Annotated in this window: 15 protein-coding genes and 1 pseudogene; 6 read left to right on the forward strand and 10 right to left on the reverse strand. The window is 72.8% G+C overall.

Annotation, left to right across the window (positions count from 1 at the left end):
- Nucleotides 1-124 precede the first annotated feature (124 nt).
- Nucleotides 125-1,177: a methyltransferase gene (locus AB0C59_RS18685; RefSeq protein ID WP_363005812.1), complete on the reverse strand. Its 1,053-nt coding sequence runs from the start codon at nucleotides 1,175-1,177 to the stop codon at nucleotides 125-127.
- 54 nt (nucleotides 1,178-1,231) lie between these two features.
- Complete coding sequence (locus AB0C59_RS18690; protein ID WP_363005814.1) at nucleotides 1,232-2,302, reverse strand: right-handed parallel beta-helix repeat-containing protein; 1,071 nt, start codon at nucleotides 2,300-2,302, stop codon at nucleotides 1,232-1,234.
- Between the two features lie 190 nt (nucleotides 2,303-2,492).
- On the opposite strand from AB0C59_RS18690, the gene AB0C59_RS18695 reads away from it, so the two are divergent.
- The gene (locus AB0C59_RS18695) at nucleotides 2,493-3,158 is read left to right on the forward strand and encodes a rhomboid-like protein (RefSeq protein WP_363005816.1); all 666 of its coding nucleotides are present in this window, start codon (nucleotides 2,493-2,495) and stop codon (nucleotides 3,156-3,158) included.
- Nucleotides 3,159-3,237: 79 nt separating this feature from the next.
- Nucleotides 3,238-3,474, forward strand: a pseudogene (locus AB0C59_RS18700) (FAD-dependent oxidoreductase); the annotation flags it as partial.
- 40 nt (nucleotides 3,475-3,514) lie between these two features.
- On the opposite strand, the gene AB0C59_RS18705 reads toward AB0C59_RS18700, so the two are convergent.
- The 3 genes from AB0C59_RS18705 to AB0C59_RS18715 form a co-directional block, all read right to left on the reverse strand.
- Entirely contained in the window at nucleotides 3,515-4,198 is a 684-nt protein-coding gene (locus AB0C59_RS18705) for a pentapeptide repeat-containing protein (RefSeq protein WP_363005818.1), read from the reverse strand.
- Nucleotides 4,199-4,265: 67 nt separating this feature from the next.
- Entirely contained in the window at nucleotides 4,266-4,709 is a 444-nt protein-coding gene (locus tag AB0C59_RS18710) for a hypothetical protein (RefSeq protein WP_363005820.1), read from the reverse strand.
- Between the two features lie 89 nt (nucleotides 4,710-4,798).
- A complete protein-coding gene (locus AB0C59_RS18715) occupies nucleotides 4,799-5,299 on the reverse strand; it encodes a hypothetical protein (RefSeq protein WP_363005822.1) in 501 nt (166 codons plus the stop codon).
- Nucleotides 5,300-5,376: 77 nt separating this feature from the next.
- Here AB0C59_RS18715 and AB0C59_RS18720 point away from each other — a divergent pair, with 77 nt between their 5' ends.
- Entirely contained in the window at nucleotides 5,377-6,777 is a 1,401-nt protein-coding gene (locus tag AB0C59_RS18720) for a M1 family metallopeptidase (protein WP_363005823.1), read from the forward strand.
- Nucleotides 6,778-6,841: 64 nt separating this feature from the next.
- Here the strand turns inward: AB0C59_RS18720 and AB0C59_RS18725 are convergent, their stop codons facing one another.
- Nucleotides 6,842-7,417 (reverse strand): TerD family protein, encoded by a 576-nt coding sequence (locus tag AB0C59_RS18725; RefSeq protein ID WP_363005824.1) that lies wholly within the window; start codon nucleotides 7,415-7,417, stop codon nucleotides 6,842-6,844.
- A gap of 206 nt (nucleotides 7,418-7,623) precedes the next feature.
- Here AB0C59_RS18725 and arfB point away from each other — a divergent pair, with 206 nt between their 5' ends.
- On the forward strand, nucleotides 7,624-8,052 hold the full coding sequence (arfB, locus tag AB0C59_RS18730; RefSeq protein WP_363005826.1) for an alternative ribosome rescue aminoacyl-tRNA hydrolase ArfB: 429 nt from the start codon (nucleotides 7,624-7,626) through the stop codon (nucleotides 8,050-8,052).
- 139 nt (nucleotides 8,053-8,191) lie between these two features.
- Here arfB and AB0C59_RS18735 read toward each other — a convergent pair whose 3' ends face one another.
- Complete coding sequence (locus AB0C59_RS18735; RefSeq protein WP_363006094.1) at nucleotides 8,192-8,674, reverse strand: flavin reductase family protein; 483 nt, start codon at nucleotides 8,672-8,674, stop codon at nucleotides 8,192-8,194.
- 626 nt (nucleotides 8,675-9,300) lie between these two features.
- Here AB0C59_RS18735 and cdgB point away from each other — a divergent pair.
- On the forward strand, nucleotides 9,301-11,004 hold the full coding sequence (gene cdgB, locus AB0C59_RS18740; RefSeq protein WP_363005828.1) for a diguanylate cyclase CdgB: 1,704 nt from the start codon (nucleotides 9,301-9,303) through the stop codon (nucleotides 11,002-11,004).
- 139 nt (nucleotides 11,005-11,143) lie between these two features.
- On the forward strand, nucleotides 11,144-12,094 hold the full coding sequence (locus AB0C59_RS18745; RefSeq protein WP_363005830.1) for a carbohydrate-binding protein: 951 nt from the start codon (nucleotides 11,144-11,146) through the stop codon (nucleotides 12,092-12,094).
- A 4-nt stretch (nucleotides 12,095-12,098) separates the two neighbouring features.
- Here AB0C59_RS18745 and AB0C59_RS18750 read toward each other — a convergent pair whose 3' ends face one another.
- From AB0C59_RS18750 to AB0C59_RS18760, 3 genes are all read right to left on the reverse strand, one after another.
- Nucleotides 12,099-13,028: a 1-phosphofructokinase family hexose kinase gene (locus AB0C59_RS18750; RefSeq protein ID WP_363005832.1), complete on the reverse strand. Its 930-nt coding sequence runs from the start codon at nucleotides 13,026-13,028 to the stop codon at nucleotides 12,099-12,101.
- Nucleotides 13,029-13,156: 128 nt separating this feature from the next.
- Nucleotides 13,157-14,299 carry an N-acetylglucosamine-6-phosphate deacetylase gene (gene nagA / locus AB0C59_RS18755; protein WP_363005834.1) on the reverse strand — a complete coding sequence of 381 codons (1,143 nt, stop codon included), beginning with the start codon at nucleotides 14,297-14,299 and terminating at the stop codon, nucleotides 13,157-13,159.
- Complete coding sequence (locus tag AB0C59_RS18760) at nucleotides 14,299-15,288, reverse strand: ROK family protein (protein WP_363005836.1); 990 nt, start codon at nucleotides 15,286-15,288, stop codon at nucleotides 14,299-14,301. The genes nagA and AB0C59_RS18760 overlap by 1 nt, the downstream gene beginning before the upstream one ends.
- Nucleotides 15,289-15,327: the final 39 nt, after the last annotated feature.

Consider the following 15,327-nt stretch of genomic DNA (forward strand, 5'->3'; position numbering starts at 1 on the left):
CCACCAAAAACACAACTCGCTAATATTCATTTACCCGTTTCCAAAAAACCACCCACCCGCGCCGCCGGGCCCGCGCAGTCGGCGGGCCCGGCGACCGGTGTGCGAGGGCCGTGGGAGAGGCCGGTCAGGCCGGGACGACGCAGTCGAAGGCGTGCAGATACGGGTTCACCGGGCGGACCGAGTCGATGACCAGGCCGGCGGCCGTCAGCCGTTCGACCATGCTCCGGGTGGTGTGCTTGGCGCCGCCGACGTTGAGCAGGAGCAGCAGGTCCATGGCCGTGCTGAACCGCATGGACGGGGTGTCGTCCACGAGGTTCTCGATGACCACGACCCGCGCCCCGGGGCCGCCCGCGTCGATGACGTTGCGCAGGGTGCGCGCGGTGCTGTCGTCGTCCCACTCCAGGATGTTCTTGATGACGTAGACGTCCGCCCGCACCGGGATGGCCGCGCGGCAGTCACCGGGCACGACGTCGGCCCGGTCCGCGAGGGATCCGCCCCGGCGCAGCCGGGCATCCGCGTGCTCCACCACGCGGGGCAGGTCGAGCAGGGTGCCCCGCATCGAGGGGTACTTCTCCAGCAGGCCGGCCAGCACATGCCCCTGGCCGCCCCCGATGTCGGCGACCGAGGAACTGCCCGACAGGTCCAGGAGCGCGGCCACGTCGCGCGCCGACTGCTCGCTCGACGTCGTCATGGCGCGGTTGAAGACGTCGGCCGACTCGGGCGCGTCCTCGTGGAGGTAGTCGAAGAACTCCTTCCCGAACAGCTCCTGGACGACGTTGTGGTCGCTGCGCACCGCCTCGTCCAGCTTCGGCCAGGCGGCCCAGGTCCAGGGCTCGGTGCACCACAGGGAGATGAAGCGCAGGCTGTTCGGGTCGTCCTCGCGCAGCAGCCGGGACATGTCGGTGTGGACGAAGGAGCCGTCCTCCTGCTCGGCGAAGACGCCGTAGCAGGCCAGGGCCCGCAGCAGCCTTCGCAGGGGCCGGGGTTCGGCTCCGGTGGCGGTCGCCAGGTCCTCCACGGAGGCAGGGTCGTCGCCGAGCGCGTCGGGCAGGCGCAGTCGTGCCGCCGCCCGGAGGGCTGCGGCGCACGCCGCGCCGAAGACGAGTTCCCTCAGCCGCATGGACGGCGGTGGGGCGGGGCTCGCGGTGGTCGGCGCGGCGGTGGTCGCGGTCGTCATGGGCCGCCTCTCCTGTCTGGTTCGCTACGGGCGGGGCCGGCGGGAGCCGGCCCCTCAGCACAGCCCGGCGGGCTTGGAGACCTGGCAGGTGTTGCCCTGCAGGCTGTTGGTCTTTCCCTTGTCCGCGTCGACGAGGTCGGCCGGGGAGTTGTGCTTCAGCGTGTTGCCGGTGACGCGGTTCCGTGCGCCGGGGATGCCGACCATGCTCTTGAAGAGCACGACTCCGCCCGCGTACGGGGAGCTGCCCGCGTTGTCGGTGATCACGTTCCGGGTGACCTGGGTGTCCTCGACGCCGGACAGCACGATTCCGGCGCCCTGGATGACGGGCAGCCGGCCGGCCGCCGGGCACACCTTGTTGTTCGCGTGGATGAAGTTGTCGCTGACGGTCAGCGCGCCGGCCCGGGGCTTGTTCTCGTCGCCGATGACGAACACGGCCGCGCAGTTCCCGGTGACGTCGTTGCTCGCGACGGTCAGGTCCCGTACGCGGCGCAGCGTGATGCCGACCCGGTTGTCCTGGAGCCGGTTGCGCGTGAGGACGGTCCCCTGGGTGTCCAGGGCCGCCGCCTCGGCGGTGGTGGCGGTGTTGGCGATGTACAGGCCCGCGTTGCCGCTGCTGCGGGCGGTGTTGTCCAGGAGGGCCCCGTGGGTGGAGTGCTCCTGGGCGATGCCCCACTGGCCGTTCTTCTCGGCGGTCACCTGCCGGACGGTCAGCCGGTCGGTCCAGGCCGACCACACCCCGTTCCTGGGAAACCCGGCCACGGTCAGCGACTCGATGGTGGTGTCCTCCACCGGGCGTCCGGACGTCCCCTCGACGCAGATGCCGCTGCCGGCCTTCGCGCACGCGTTCGATGAGGAGGGGGCGGCGGGGGAGATGACGGTGTCCGTGCCCGTGCCGCGCAGGGTCAGTCCGGAGGTGGTGATCCGGACGCTCTCGCGGTAGGTGCCGGGGGAGAGGGCGATGGTGTCGCCGGTCCTCGCGGCGTCCACCGCCCGCTGGATCGACTCCCCCGGGTGCACCGTGCGGGCGGCGGGGCCCGCGGCGGGGGGTTCGGTGGCCGCACAGCCGACCGCCGTTCCCAGGAGTGCCGTGCTGCACACAAGGCGGGCGATGTGGCTTTTCGTCATATTCTTTACGCTATGACCTGATCACCCGCCGAACGCCGGATCGGCCATCCGGCGGCGTGTCCGACCGTGTCCGGCGGCGGCGTGCCCGACGGGGGCGCGCCCGGCCGCGATGTCACCCGTTCGCCGGTTGCCCCTGGAAGCGGGCCTGTTCGCCGGGCACGGCGGTCGCGTCCTTGACCATACTGAGGACGTGAACAGGTTCCTGCGGCCGAGGCGTGGGCTCGAAGCGGTGGTCGCCTATGTCCGGGCGGCCCCGGGCACCTACCTCTGGCTGTTCATCCTGTTCGTCACCACCATCGCCCTGCACCACATGTCGCCCCACTTCGAGGAGCGTTTCCTGCGGCAGCGCTCCACCAACATCCGGGAGCTCTCCGCCAACCCCGTACGTGTGTTCGTCACCAGTGCGATGTGGATCGACGGGGGGCGCTGGCTGCCCTACGCCGCGCTCTACACCGTCTTCCACGCGCAGGCGGAGCACTGGCTGGGCACCGCGCGCTGGCTCACCGTGTGCGTGGCCGCGCACGTCCTCGCGACCCTGGCCAGCGAGGGAGTCCTGCTGCGGGCGATACGGCAGGGCGCCGTGCCGTACTCCGCGGTCAACACCCTCGACGTCGGGGTGAGTTACGCACTCGCCGGGGTGATCGCCGTGCTCACCTACCGCATCGCCGCGCCCTGGCGCTATGCGTATCTCGCGTTCGTGCTGCTCGCCTACACCCTGCCCCTCGCCTCCGCGCCCACCTTCACCGACTTCGGGCACGTCATCTCCGTGCTCATCGGACTCGCCTGCTATCCGCTGACCCTGGGGCGCGGAGAACCATGGAATCCGAAGGAGACACTGACCGCCCTCAGGGGTTGACGTCCCGCGCATGAGCAGCGCAGCGAGCGGCGCCGTCAACGGCGGGGTCTCCTACGGGTACGCCGACGACGGCCTCCCCGCCCGGCTGAGCGACCTCGTCCAGCAGGACTCGGGGCAGAGCGGCCCCACCGACCTGACCGCGCTGCCCTGGGTGAACCACCGGGTGCGCAAGTGGGAGCCGGAGCCGCTGCGCTGGCTGGGCGTGCACGGCCTGTACGCCACCTACCGCGCGGCCGACCGCCGCGAACTGACCACGCCCGGCACCACCTCGTCCCGCCTGGCCCGGCTGGCGGACCGGGTGACGGGGCGCCACTGACCTCGCGCGGCCCGCGGGGGCCGGTCGCCGGACGTCCGGCTCAGTCGTCGCCCGCCACCCGCAGCCCCAGCTCCGCGGCCAGCACGGGTGCCAGGTCCAGGAGCTGGGCGTGGCTGATCACCGCGCCCGACAGCCGCCCCACCCCGCGGGTGATGCCGAGCTCCGCCGCGCGCCGCAGATCCACGTCCACCAGGGTCGCCGCCGTCAGGTCCGCGTCCTTCAGGACGCAGTCCACGAACTCCACGCGCTCCAGCCGGGCACCCCCGAAGTCCGGCTCGACGAGGACACAGCCCTCGAAGACGACGTCCTTGAGTCTGGCCGTGCGCAGGTTCAGGTAGTCGATCTTGCCGCCGCGCACCACGACCCGCTCCAGCACCGCGCCGTGCAGCTGCGTCCCACCGAGCCGGGCGTCCACCAGCTCCACATCGCGCAGGGTCGCCTCGGCGAGGTCCGTGCCCACCCCCCGCAGGCCGGTGAGCACGCAGTCCAGCACGCGTGCCCGCGGCAGCAGCGTCTCGTCCAGAGCGCAGCCCGTCAGCGCGCAGTCCATGAACCGGGCGCCCCCGCCGTCCTGCCCCACCAGGTCCGCGTCCCGGAACTCCAGCCCGTCGTAGTCCCCGTCCGGCACCAGCTCCCCGTCCGCCCACGCCACCAGCTCCGGCAGCCGCACCTCGGGCCGCCGCGCCGCCTTCACCACCCGCTCGTTCCGCTCCTTGCGCGCCATGCCCCCATGCTGCACCCCGCCACTGACAACGCGGCGCGGGGACAGCCCCGAGGGGCATTCGCGGGTCCTAACCGCCGATGGCGCCCTGGAACGTCTCGATCGTGCGGCGGCGGAAGGTCAGGAAGGCGAGCCAGGAGCCGTCCACGAAGTGCAGCCGGAAGCGGGCCATGAGCTGGAGGCGCGGGCGGCGTTCGACGCGGGCGGCCCAGGCGCGGGGTATCTCGTGGACCGGCACGCCGTCCAGGGGCTGGACGAGCCCGACGCGCTGGTCCGTGACGCGCAGCAGCAGCGCGCCCGACGACCGGGGCAGGCCCGCCGCGATGCTGCCGGGCCCACCCGACTCGGCGCCGACGCCGCGCACCAGCTCGGTGCCGAGCTCCCCGCCGATGCGGCCCATTCGGACGCCCTTCGCGTGCTTGGCCGGCACCACGACGCCGAAGGTGAGGAGCTGCTCGCCGGACGCCAACCCGGCGAGGGCGGACCGCTGATGACGGGAGATCTGTTCAGCCATGGGCCGAGCCTAAGGGGCCCGTCGCGAAGGCCTGCTCGGAGGATGCCCGGCAGCGCGGTGCACCGCGCCCCTTCGGGGCGCGCTGCGGGTCAGCGGAGTCGGGGGAAGCGGGACTGGAGGGTCCAGATGGCCGGGTTCTCGCCGAGGTCGTCGTGCAGGTCCGTGAGGTCGGCGAGCAGGTCGTGCAGGAAGTCACGCGATTCGCGGCGCAGTTCGGTGTGGGAGAAGGACAGCGGCGGCTCGTCGCCGGGCAGCCACTCCGCCTCGATGTCCACCCAGCCGAAGCGGCGCTCGAAGAGCAGGCGGTCGGTGGACTCGGTGAAGTCCAGTTCCGCGTACTGCGGCCGGGCGGCCCGGCTGCCGAGCGGGTCGCGGTCCAGGTGCTCCGCGATGTCGCACAGCGCCCACGCGAAGTCGAGCACCGGCACCCATCCCCAGGCTGTGGACAACTCCCGGTCCGCCTTGGTGTCGGCGAGGTAGACGTCCCCGCAGAACAGGTCGTGACGCAGCGCGTGGACGTCCGCGCGGCGGTAGTCGGTCTGCGGGGGGTCGGGGAAGCGGTTGGAGAGGGCGTAGCCGATGTCGAGCACGGGGCGATGGTGTCACGCTCCCGCCGCCCGCGCCCTCACGGGCCACCGCTCGCGACCCGCGCCATAGGATCACGCTCGTGCCCAGATCCGTACGCCTCGTCCCGGCCCTCGCGCTCGCCCTCGCGCTCACCGCGTGCGACGCCGGCGTGCACGGCACCCCCGGCGGCCCCGGCGTGCACGACCCGTACTTCCCCCGGCTCGGCAACGGCGGCTACGACGTCACCCACTACGGCCTGACCCTCGCCTACGACCCCGGCCGCCACCACCTCACCGGCACCGCCGTGATCACGGCCCGCGCCACCCAGGACCTCTCCGCCTTCGACCTGGACCTCACGGGACTGGACGTCGGCGACGTGACGGTCGAAGGACGCGGCGCCCGCTGGAACCGCGCCGGCCAGGAGCTGACCGTCCGCCCGGCCCGGGACCTGGACAAGGGCGAGACGTTCCGCACGACGGTGCACTACTCGGGCACACCGCGGACCGTCACCGACGCGGACGACGCCAAGGAGGGATGGCTCGGGACGCGGGACGGCGCGCTGGCCCTCGGCGAGCCGGCCGGCTCGATGGCCTGGTTCCCCGGCAACCACCATCCGTCCGACAAGGCGACGTACGACATCGAGATCACGGTCCCCAAGAACCTCCAGGCCGTGTCCAACGGGGAGCTGACGCACCGGTCGACCAGGGGCGCGCTCACCACCTACACCTGGCACACCGCCCAGCCGATGGCGAGCTATGTCGCGGTCCTCGCGATCGGCGCGTACGACATCACCCGCACCACCCTCCCGAACGGCCTGCCCGTCTACACGGCCGTCACCCCGGACCAGGCCGACGCGAGCCGCGGGGTGCTGGCGAAGCTGCCGGACGTCATGGGCTGGGAGGAGCGGACCTTCGGCCCGTACCCGTTCTCCTCCGTCGGCGCGATCGTGGCCCGGCCCCATGAGTCCGGGTACGCCCTGGAGACCCAGAACCGCCCGGTCTTCCCCGGCGCGCCCGACACCCTGACCCTGGTCCACGAACTCGCCCACCAGTGGTACGGCGACTCCGTCACCCCCCGCAGCTGGCGGGACATGTGGCTCAACGAGGGCTTCGCGACCTACGCGGAGTGGCTGTGGGACGAGGAGCACGGCGGTGACACGGCGCAGGAGACCTTCGACGCGCTCTACGCGGGGGACTACTACGACGATCCCGACGAGGGCAAGGCCGTCTGGGCGTTCCCGCCCGGCAGTCCGCCGAGCGCCGCGCACATCTCCGACAGCCCCGTCTACGAACGCGGCGCGATGGTCCTGCACCGGATCCGCCAGGCGATCGGCGACCGGGATTTCTTCGCCCTCCTCAAGGGCTGGGCGGCCGACCACCGCCACGGCAACGCGAGCACCGCGGACTTCACGGCGTACGTCGAGAAGAAGGAACCGGACCACGACTTCACCGCGCTCTGGCGCGACTGGCTGTACGGCGAGGGCAGGCCGGCGCGGAAGTGAGCGGTCCGGGCCCCCGGACGCGGCGCATCGCGGCCGGGGGCCGGGCTCGGGTTGCCCGAAAGGGTCAGACGTTGACCCCGAAGTCCTGGGCGATGCCGACCAGGCCCGAGGCGTAGCCCTGGCCCACCGCGCGGAACTTCCACTCCGCGCCGTTGCGGTACAGCTCGCCGAAGACCATGGCCGTCTCGGTGGCCGCGTCCTCCGACAGGTCGTAGCGGGCGATCTCGGCGCCGCCGGCCTGGTTGACGATGCGGATGTAGGCGTTGCGCACCTGGCCGAAGTTCTGCGAGCGGCTCTCGGCGTCGTAGATGGAGACCGGGAAGACGATCTTGTCGATGTCGGCCGGGAGAGCGGCCAGGTTGACGTTGATCGCCTCGTCGTCGCCCGCGCCCTCGCCCGTGCGGTTGTCGCCGGTGTGGACGATCGAGCTGTCCGGGGTCTGCTTGTTGTTGAAGAAGACGAAGTGCTGGTCGGAGTAGACCTTGCCCTGGGTGTTGACCGCGATCGCGGACGCGTCGAGGTCGAAGTCGGTGCCGGTGGTGGTGCGGACGTCCCAGCCGAGACCCACGGTGACGGCGGTCAGGCCCGGAGCCTCCTTGGTGAGCGAGACGTTGCCACCCTTGGACAGGCTTACAGCCATGGTCGGGAGTCCCTTCCCTTGTTCGCGTGACACGGTGCGTGTCCGTGCGCTCCGTACGGCACGAAGCTACAGCCACCCGTATGAACGCCGAGGGGGGTGCCTTTGGTTCCGCGCCCCTTTACTTTCTTTACCCCGCCCGGCGGTGTCCCCCGGGCGGGCGTGTTATCGGGATGACACGGAGGGCGTCGGCGCGCGACCATGGCGGCATGTCCGGTCCGTATGTCATTCGCGGCTCCGTCTCGCTTCCCGAGGCCGAGCTCCTGTGGCGTTTCTCCAGGTCGTCGGGTCCGGGCGGACAGCATGTCAACACCAGCGACACCCAGGTCGAATTGAAGTTCGACCTCGCGGCGACCGAGGCGCTGCCCCCGGTGTGGAAGGAGCGGGCCCTCGCGCGGCTCGCCGGCCGGCTGACCGACGGCGTGGTCAGCGTGCGCGCGAGCGAGCACCGCTCGCAGTGGCGCAACCGAGAGGCCGCCGCCGTACGGCTCGCGGCCCTGCTCGCCGAGGCGACGGCACCGCCGCCCAAACCCCGGAAACCGACCCGCATCCCCCGGGGCATCAACGAACGCAGACTGCGCGAGAAGAAGCAGCGTGCGGAAACGAAACGGGGGCGCTCCGCGCGGGACTGGGGCTGACGGTCGCCCCGTCGTCCCGCACGCCGACCGGGCATTGCGGGACGGCCCCCATTTCCCGTGAATTGCTGTCGCGCTGCCCCGAAGGGCAATTCCGCGGCCCGCGCAATTGCCTCCGACCGCCGTGCCCCTGCCCCGGCCCTCAGCCCAGGTGGCGGTACCGGCCACGGAAGTACGTCAGCGGCCCGCCCTCCGTGCTCGGCAGCCCGGCCGCCAGCACCCTGCCGATCACCAGCGTGTGGTCGCCCGCCGGCACCCGCTGCTCCGTGCGGCACTCCAGGGTCGCCAGCGCGCCACCGACCAGCGGGGCGCCCGAGACCGCGCCGCGGCTGTGCGCGATGTCCTCGAACAGCAGCCGGTCGCTGATGCGGCCCTTCATCGCGAACCGTCCCGCGATGTGCCGCTGGCTCTGGGCGAGCACGGAGACGGCCCACAGGGGCTGCTCGGCGAGCAGGTCGTCCATGCGGGAGCCCTCGCGCAGGCTGACCAGCACCAGGGGCGGGTCCAGGGACACCGACATGAAGGCCGTCGCCGTCATGCCGACGTCCTCGCCCGGCGGACCCTCGGGGTCCAGCGCGGGCTCGTGCGAGGTCACCAGGACCACGCCCGCGGCCAACCGGGACATGGCGGCCCGGAACGCGTCGTCGCTCACACCCTCAGGATGCCCGGAGGCGGGCGGAGCGGCCGGTATGAGCGGGGCGGAGGAAGTCTTCAGCACGTCGGGAACGCTAGTCGGCGCCCCGCGCGCCGCACATCGGCCCCGCGCCCGAGCCGGGGCCTAGGACCATCGGTGGAGGCCCACCCGGGGGGTGTGCGGCGGCCCTGGCGCATCCCGCCCGGGCTTTCGCCCCGGAGTTCGCCGTCAGCTCAACGCCCCCCGGCCTCCCCGCGGTTGGCGCGTAGGATCGAGGAGATCGCGAGGTGGGGCGGACGGTCGAAAATGATCGTGCACGATCAAAATCGATCGATGAGTGATCGGGGGATCTGCGGGGATCCGCAGAATGCATGCGTTAAACGCACAGGGAAATCACGGATTCCATACTCAATTGTTCACGTTCGACTGTGACTTGAGTCACAGGTGCCTTATTTTGTTGACCCTGTGTACCTAGTGGGCAGCGCGCTGTGATTCAGTGGCGGGGACGCTGCACGACGCTACCCGAGGAGTACGCCGAGTAGCGCGCCGGGGGAAACGGGGAGCCGTGGCACGCCGACGCATCCCTGAGTTGCCGCGAGATGTCGAGGGGAGGGCGCATGGAGAGCGAGTCGGAGCCGTATGTCCGTCTTGCGACCCTGCGGCAGCTGCACCGGGTCATGGCGGACATGAACACCGCCCGCAGCCTGGCGGACACCCTGCAGACCGTCGCCGACGGCATCGTGACCGGCCTCGGCTACGAGATGGCCGCCGTCAACCTCGTACGCCCCGACGGAGACCTCGTCGTCGCGGCCCTCGCCGGCAACTCCGCGGCCGAGGCGCTCATCACCGGCCGCGTCGGCTCGCGCGCCTCCTGGGAGCGCCGGCTGAACATGGGCGAGGCCTGGGGCGACCTGCGGTTCATACCGCACACCGAGGGCTGGGTGCTCGACGACGACGACGTCCCGCAGTGGCACACCGCGGGCCCCGACCCCCGCTTCGAGGACGAGTGGCACCCCGCCGACCGGCTCTTCGCGCCCATGGCCACCCCGGGCGTGCAGGGCGGACCCGGCGAACTCGTCGGCGTCATCTCCGTGGACCGGCCGCGCAACGGGCGGCTGCCCGGCGCCTGGGGCCGTGAGGCGCTCCAGATGTACGCCTTCCAGGCGGCCATAGCCATCAGCAACGCCCGGCTGCGGGCCAACATGCAGCGGGCCCTGGTCCGCCTGGAGCGCGAACAGCAGGCCCTGCGGGCCAGTGAGGAATCCTTCCGGCAGGCCTTCGAGTACGCCCCCTCCGGCATGGCCATCGCCGAGATGGGCGGCGACCAGCAGGGCCGGATCCTGCGCACCAACGACGCCCTGTGCCGCCTGCTCGGCCGCCCCGCCTCCGCCATGCGCCGCTACGCCTTCTCCGACCTCGTCCACCCCGAGGACATCGGCACGCTGCTGCGCACCTCCGCCGAGGGCGGGCGGGCGGAACTGCGGCTCGGGCGCCGGGACGGCAGCTACGTCTGGGTGTCGCTGCGCAACTCGGTGGTCGCCGACGCCGCCGACGGGCCCCGCTTCCTGCTCACACACGTAGAGGACATCGAGGAGCGCAAGCGCCGCGAGCTCCAGCTCGCCCACCGGGCCTCCCACGACTCGCTCACCGGCCTGCCCAACTCCGCCGAACTGCGCTCCCGGTTGTCCGCCCGCATCTGCCAGCGCCCGCACTCCCTGCCGCCGGGCGCGTCCGACACCCTGGACCCCTACGGCGGCCAGGGCGGCTTCGGGGCCTTCGGCGGGTACGGGACCTACGAGGGCGGGCATCCGGCCTACGACGGGCACGGCTTCGACTTCCAGCCGGGCCCCGGACCCGGGCCGTACGACGGCTTCGACCACCATGTGCACACCGGTGCCCCCGCCGAGGGGACCGACGACGGCACCAAGGGCCTCGCGGTGCTGTTCTGCGACCTCGACGGCTTCAAGTCGATCAACGACCGCTTCGGGCACAACGCGGGCGACGCGGTCCTGATCGAGGTCGCCCGGCGGCTCAGCCACGGGGTGCGGGACGGGGACACGGTCGCCCGGCTCGGCGGTGACGAGTTCGTCGTGCTCGCCGACGGGCTCGGCCAGGCCGACGCCCAGGACCTCGCCGTACGCCTGCGCAACGAGATCATCCAGCCGATCCGCGTCGACGGCCGCGCCATGCGGGTCGGCGCGAGCTTCGGCATCAGCTGGGCGCACTGCGGCATGACGGCGGACGAGGTGTTGAAATCCGCCGACGAGCGGATGTACGTGGAGAAACGATCTCGTCCCAAACAGCATCGACGGGCGGGGTAGCGGCAAGGACGGCGCAGGTCAGCCGTCGAGTCCTTGTACAGGTCATGAGGAGAACGCCTGTTTGGGCCTCTGGGAGCGGGTAGGCTCGCCATTCAGCCACGTACGCATCTGGACCCGCACCGCTTGAGGAGACCTAGGGATGACGCCCGGCAACAACGGCGCGAGCACGCCCGAGGACGACGACCCGTTCGGCTATCTCTACGCCGACGGTCAGGCCAACGGCGCCCAGCCGCCCTCCGGCGGCTACGGCTACCCGGGCTCCGTCAACAGAGTGCGCGCGGTCGGCCAGCGCCAGTACGGCCAGCAGCAGCCCCAGGGCCAGCAGGCGTACGGCCAGCAGGGCACCCAGACGGCCGCCTACGGCCAGGTGCCCCAGCAGCAGCCCTACGGCCAGCCGAACGCGCACTACGCCGCGCCCGAGACCATGCCCGGCGGCGCCGGGACACGCCAGGGCCCGGGGGCGGGCCAGGACGGTCCCGGCCGCCGCGGACCCAACACCAAGGGCCTGCTGATCGGCGCCATCGCGGTGGTCGCCGCGGTCGTGATCGGCATCGGCGTCGCGATCATCGGCGGCGGCGGGGACAAGGGCGACCACCGGGCGGGCTCCGGGCCGTCCAACGCGCAGAGCGCCTCGCCGAGCGACTCGGCGGGCGGCTCCGCCGCTCCCGCGGAGCTGCCGAAGATCGACGCGAAGGCGCTGCGCATCGAGGGCGGCGCCACCACGGCCTCGGACGTGAAGGGCGCCAAGTCCGCCGGCGGGATCTACGTGGCCGGCTTCAACCAGGTCGGCGCCAAACTGACCTGGACGATCAACTCCGTGGACACCGCGGGCACCTACCGGCTGTACGTGCGCTACGGCATCCCGGGCGTGGACGCCAACGCGACGCTGGTGGTCAACGGCAAGTCCAGGACCCAGAAGCTGAACATGAAGAACTTCGCCGGCTCCCCCCAGGGGGACTGGGAGAAGGGCTGGCAGACCACCTGGGCCAACGTCGAGCTGACCAAGGGCACCAACACCGTCCAGCTCGTCTGCAACCCGGGTGACCAGTGCAACGCGAACATCGACCAGATGTACCTGCAGAACGGCTGAGTCCTCACACCGCGCCGACCCCGTCCGTCACCGCCACGCCCCCCAGCAGCTCCTCGTAGCCGTCCCGGTCGAACTCGCCCGCCACGGGCGCCGGCACGGTCGCCGCGGACAGGGCGGCGGCGCGGGCCAGGCGGTCCGGCCAGGGCAGTCGTTCCACGAGTCCCGACAGCAGGCCCGCCACCGCCGCGTCGCCGGCGCCGGTCGGGTTCCCGCGCAGCCGTGCCGGGGGCGCGGCGCGCCAGTGGCCCTCCGGGGTGACCGCGAGCAGACCCTGCGCGCCGAGGGAGGCGACCACCGCCCGCGCCCCGCGCCGGCGCGCGTCCCGGGCGGCCCGCAACGGTTCGTGGAAGCCGGTGAGTTCGGCGAGTTCCTCGGCGTTGGGCTTGACGATGTCGGGGCGGGCGGCGACGGCCCGGCGCAGCGGCTCCCCGCTTGTGTCGAGGAGGACCGGCACGTTCGACGCGCGGGCGGCGCGCACGAGATCGGCGTACGCGCCCACCGGGACCCCCGGCGGCAGGCTGCCGCACAGGGCGACGGCCGAGGCGGTGGGCAGCAGGTCGTCGTAGGCCGAGCGGAGGGCCGCCCACTCGGCCGGGGATATCTCCGGGCCCGGTTCGTTGAGTTGGGTGGTGTCGCCGCTCGCCGCGTCGACGACGGCGATGGTGCGCCGGGTGACGCCCTCGACCGGGAGCAGCGCGTCGACCAGGCCGGGTGTGGCGGCGAGTCCCTCGCGCAGGCAGCGGCCCGTCACACCGCCCGCGAAGCCCGTGGCCGTCACCTCGTGGCCGAGCGCGGCGAGCACCCGGGCCACGTTCAGCCCTTTGCCGCCGGGCCGTTCGGCCACCTCGGTCACCCGGTGCGTGGCGTGCGGCCGGAGCGACGGTACCCGGTAGGTGATGTCGAGAGCGGCGTTCAGCGTGACCGTCAGGATCACCCGCGGACCTCCCTCGAAACGCGTACGGAGGCCCGATCATGCCAAAGACAGCCGGGTCCGGCCCAGCCCCGGGTGCCCGTACCGGCCGCACCGGTGCGGCCGGCGCCGGAGGCCACCGGCCGGGCACATCAGCCCAGTCGGGGATCGACCACCCATTCCCCCCGCCGCATCACGCCCCTCAGGGTGAAGTCGGCGTCCAGGACGACCAGGTCGGCGTCCTTGCCGGGTTCCAGGGAGCCCACCCGGTGGTCGAGGCCCAGCAGCCTCGCCGGGTTGGCCGAGATGGCGGCGACGACGTCCGGGACGGGCAGGCGGTCCACGGTGACCGCGCGGTGGAAGGCGCGGTCCAGGGTCAGCGTCGACCCGGCGATCGAACCGCCCTCCACCAGGCGTGCCACCCCGTCGGCCACCTCCACCTCCAGCGGGCCGAGCAGGTACCGGCCGTCGCCCGCGCCCGCCGCGTCCATCGCGTCCGTGATGAGCGCGACCCGGCCGGCGCCCGCGTGGTGGAACGCCAACCGCAGTGCGGCCGGGTGCAGATGGACGCCGTCGTCGATCAGCTCGACCGTGACCCGCTCGTCCTCCAGCAGGGCGGCGATGGGGCCGGGCGCCCGATGGCCCAGGGGAGGCATCGCGTTGAAGAGGTGGGTGGCCACCGTGGCGCCCGCCTCGATGGCGGCGCTCGTCTGCTCGTACGTCGCGTCCGTGTGCCCGATCGCCGCGATCACGCCGTGGTCGGCGAGCAGCCGTACCGCGTCGGTGCCGCCAGGCAGTTCGGTGGCGAGCGTGACCATACGGGCCTGGCCGCGGGCCGCGTCGAGCAGCTTGCGGACCTCGGCGGGTTCGGGGTCGCGCAGCAGGCCCTCGGAGTGGGCGCCCTTGCGGCACGGTGAGATGAACGGCCCCTCGAAGTGCACGCCCGCGATGTCGCCCTGCTCGGCCAGCTCGGACAGCAGTCCGGCCTGCCGTACGAGGACGTCCATGTCGTCGGTGACGGTGGAGGCGACGAGGGTGGTGGTGCCGTGCTGCCGGTGGGTGCGCACGGCCCGCAGGGCGTCCTCGGCCGAGCCGGAGAAGGACGCGCCGCCGCCACCGTGGTTGTGCAGGTCGACGAAGCCCGGGACCAGCCAGTGGCCCCGCGCGTCGATGGTCCGCGCGTCCGGGGGCGCGCTCCCGGCGATCCGCGTGCCCCGCACGACGACGCTGCCGCCGTCCACGATCCCGGTGGGCAGCACCACCCGGGCACCGGCGAGAACCTTGCTCGTGGCCATCAGGCGGATACCTCCGAGGGGTCGGTGGTGCTGCGGTCGGTGGTGCTCCGGGGCGCGGTGTCCCGGTCGGTGGGGGCGAGCAGGTCCCAGGCGATCAGGCCCGCACCCAGGCATCCGGCGGTGTCGCCCAGCGCGGCGGGGACGATGTCGGGCTCCCGCTGGAAGGTCAGCCGCCGCCGGACCGCGTCCCGCAGCGGTGTGAACAAGGTTTCCCCGGCCTCGGCGAGCCCGCCACCGATGATCAGTGCCCGGGGGTCCAGCAGGGTGAGGCCGGCGACCAGCCCGTCGGCCAGCGCGTCCACGGCCCGGCGCCAGACCGCCGCGGCCTCCGGGTCGCCCGACGCCACGGCCCTGGCGCAGTCCGCAGCGTCCGCGCCCGGTGTCCCGGACGCCTCGGCCCATGCCTGGCCCACCGCCGCCGCGGAGGCGTACCGCTCCAGGCAGCCGCGCTGACCGCACGGGCACCGGACCCCGTCCGGCCGCACGACGATGTGGCCGATCTCGCCCGCCATGCCGTGCGCGCCGGACTCCACCCGGCCCTCCACGCAGACGGCGCCCGCGATCCCGGTCCCCACCGGGACGAACAGGAACCGGTCGATCCCCCGCCCCGCGCCCACGCGGCCTTCGGCGAGCCCGCCGGTGCGCACGTCGTGCCCCAGCGCGACGGGCGCACCGCCGAGACGGGCGCTGAGCAGGTCGCGCAGGGGCACGTCACGCCAGCCGAGGTTGGCCGAGTAGACGGCGACACCGCGCCCGGTGTCGACCACCCCGGGGACGGCGACCCCGGCGGCGAGCGCGGGCTCGCCGAGGTGCCGTACGCCGTGCTCGCGCAGGTCGGCGGCGAAGCCGAGGATCGACTCCACGGAGGCGTCGGGGCCGCGCTCGCGCCCGGTGGCCCGGCGTTCCTGGTGCAGCAGTTCGCCCCCGGCCCCCACCAGGGCGGCCTTCATCCCGGTGCCGCCCACGTCCAGGGCGATGACATGTCTCACGGAGACAGTGTGAAGCCTGACCCGCGAGAGGTCTAGTCC

The sequence above is a fragment of the Streptomyces sp. NPDC048664 genome, from assembly GCF_040650555.1.
Lineage (GTDB): Bacteria > Actinomycetota > Actinomycetes > Streptomycetales > Streptomycetaceae > Streptomyces.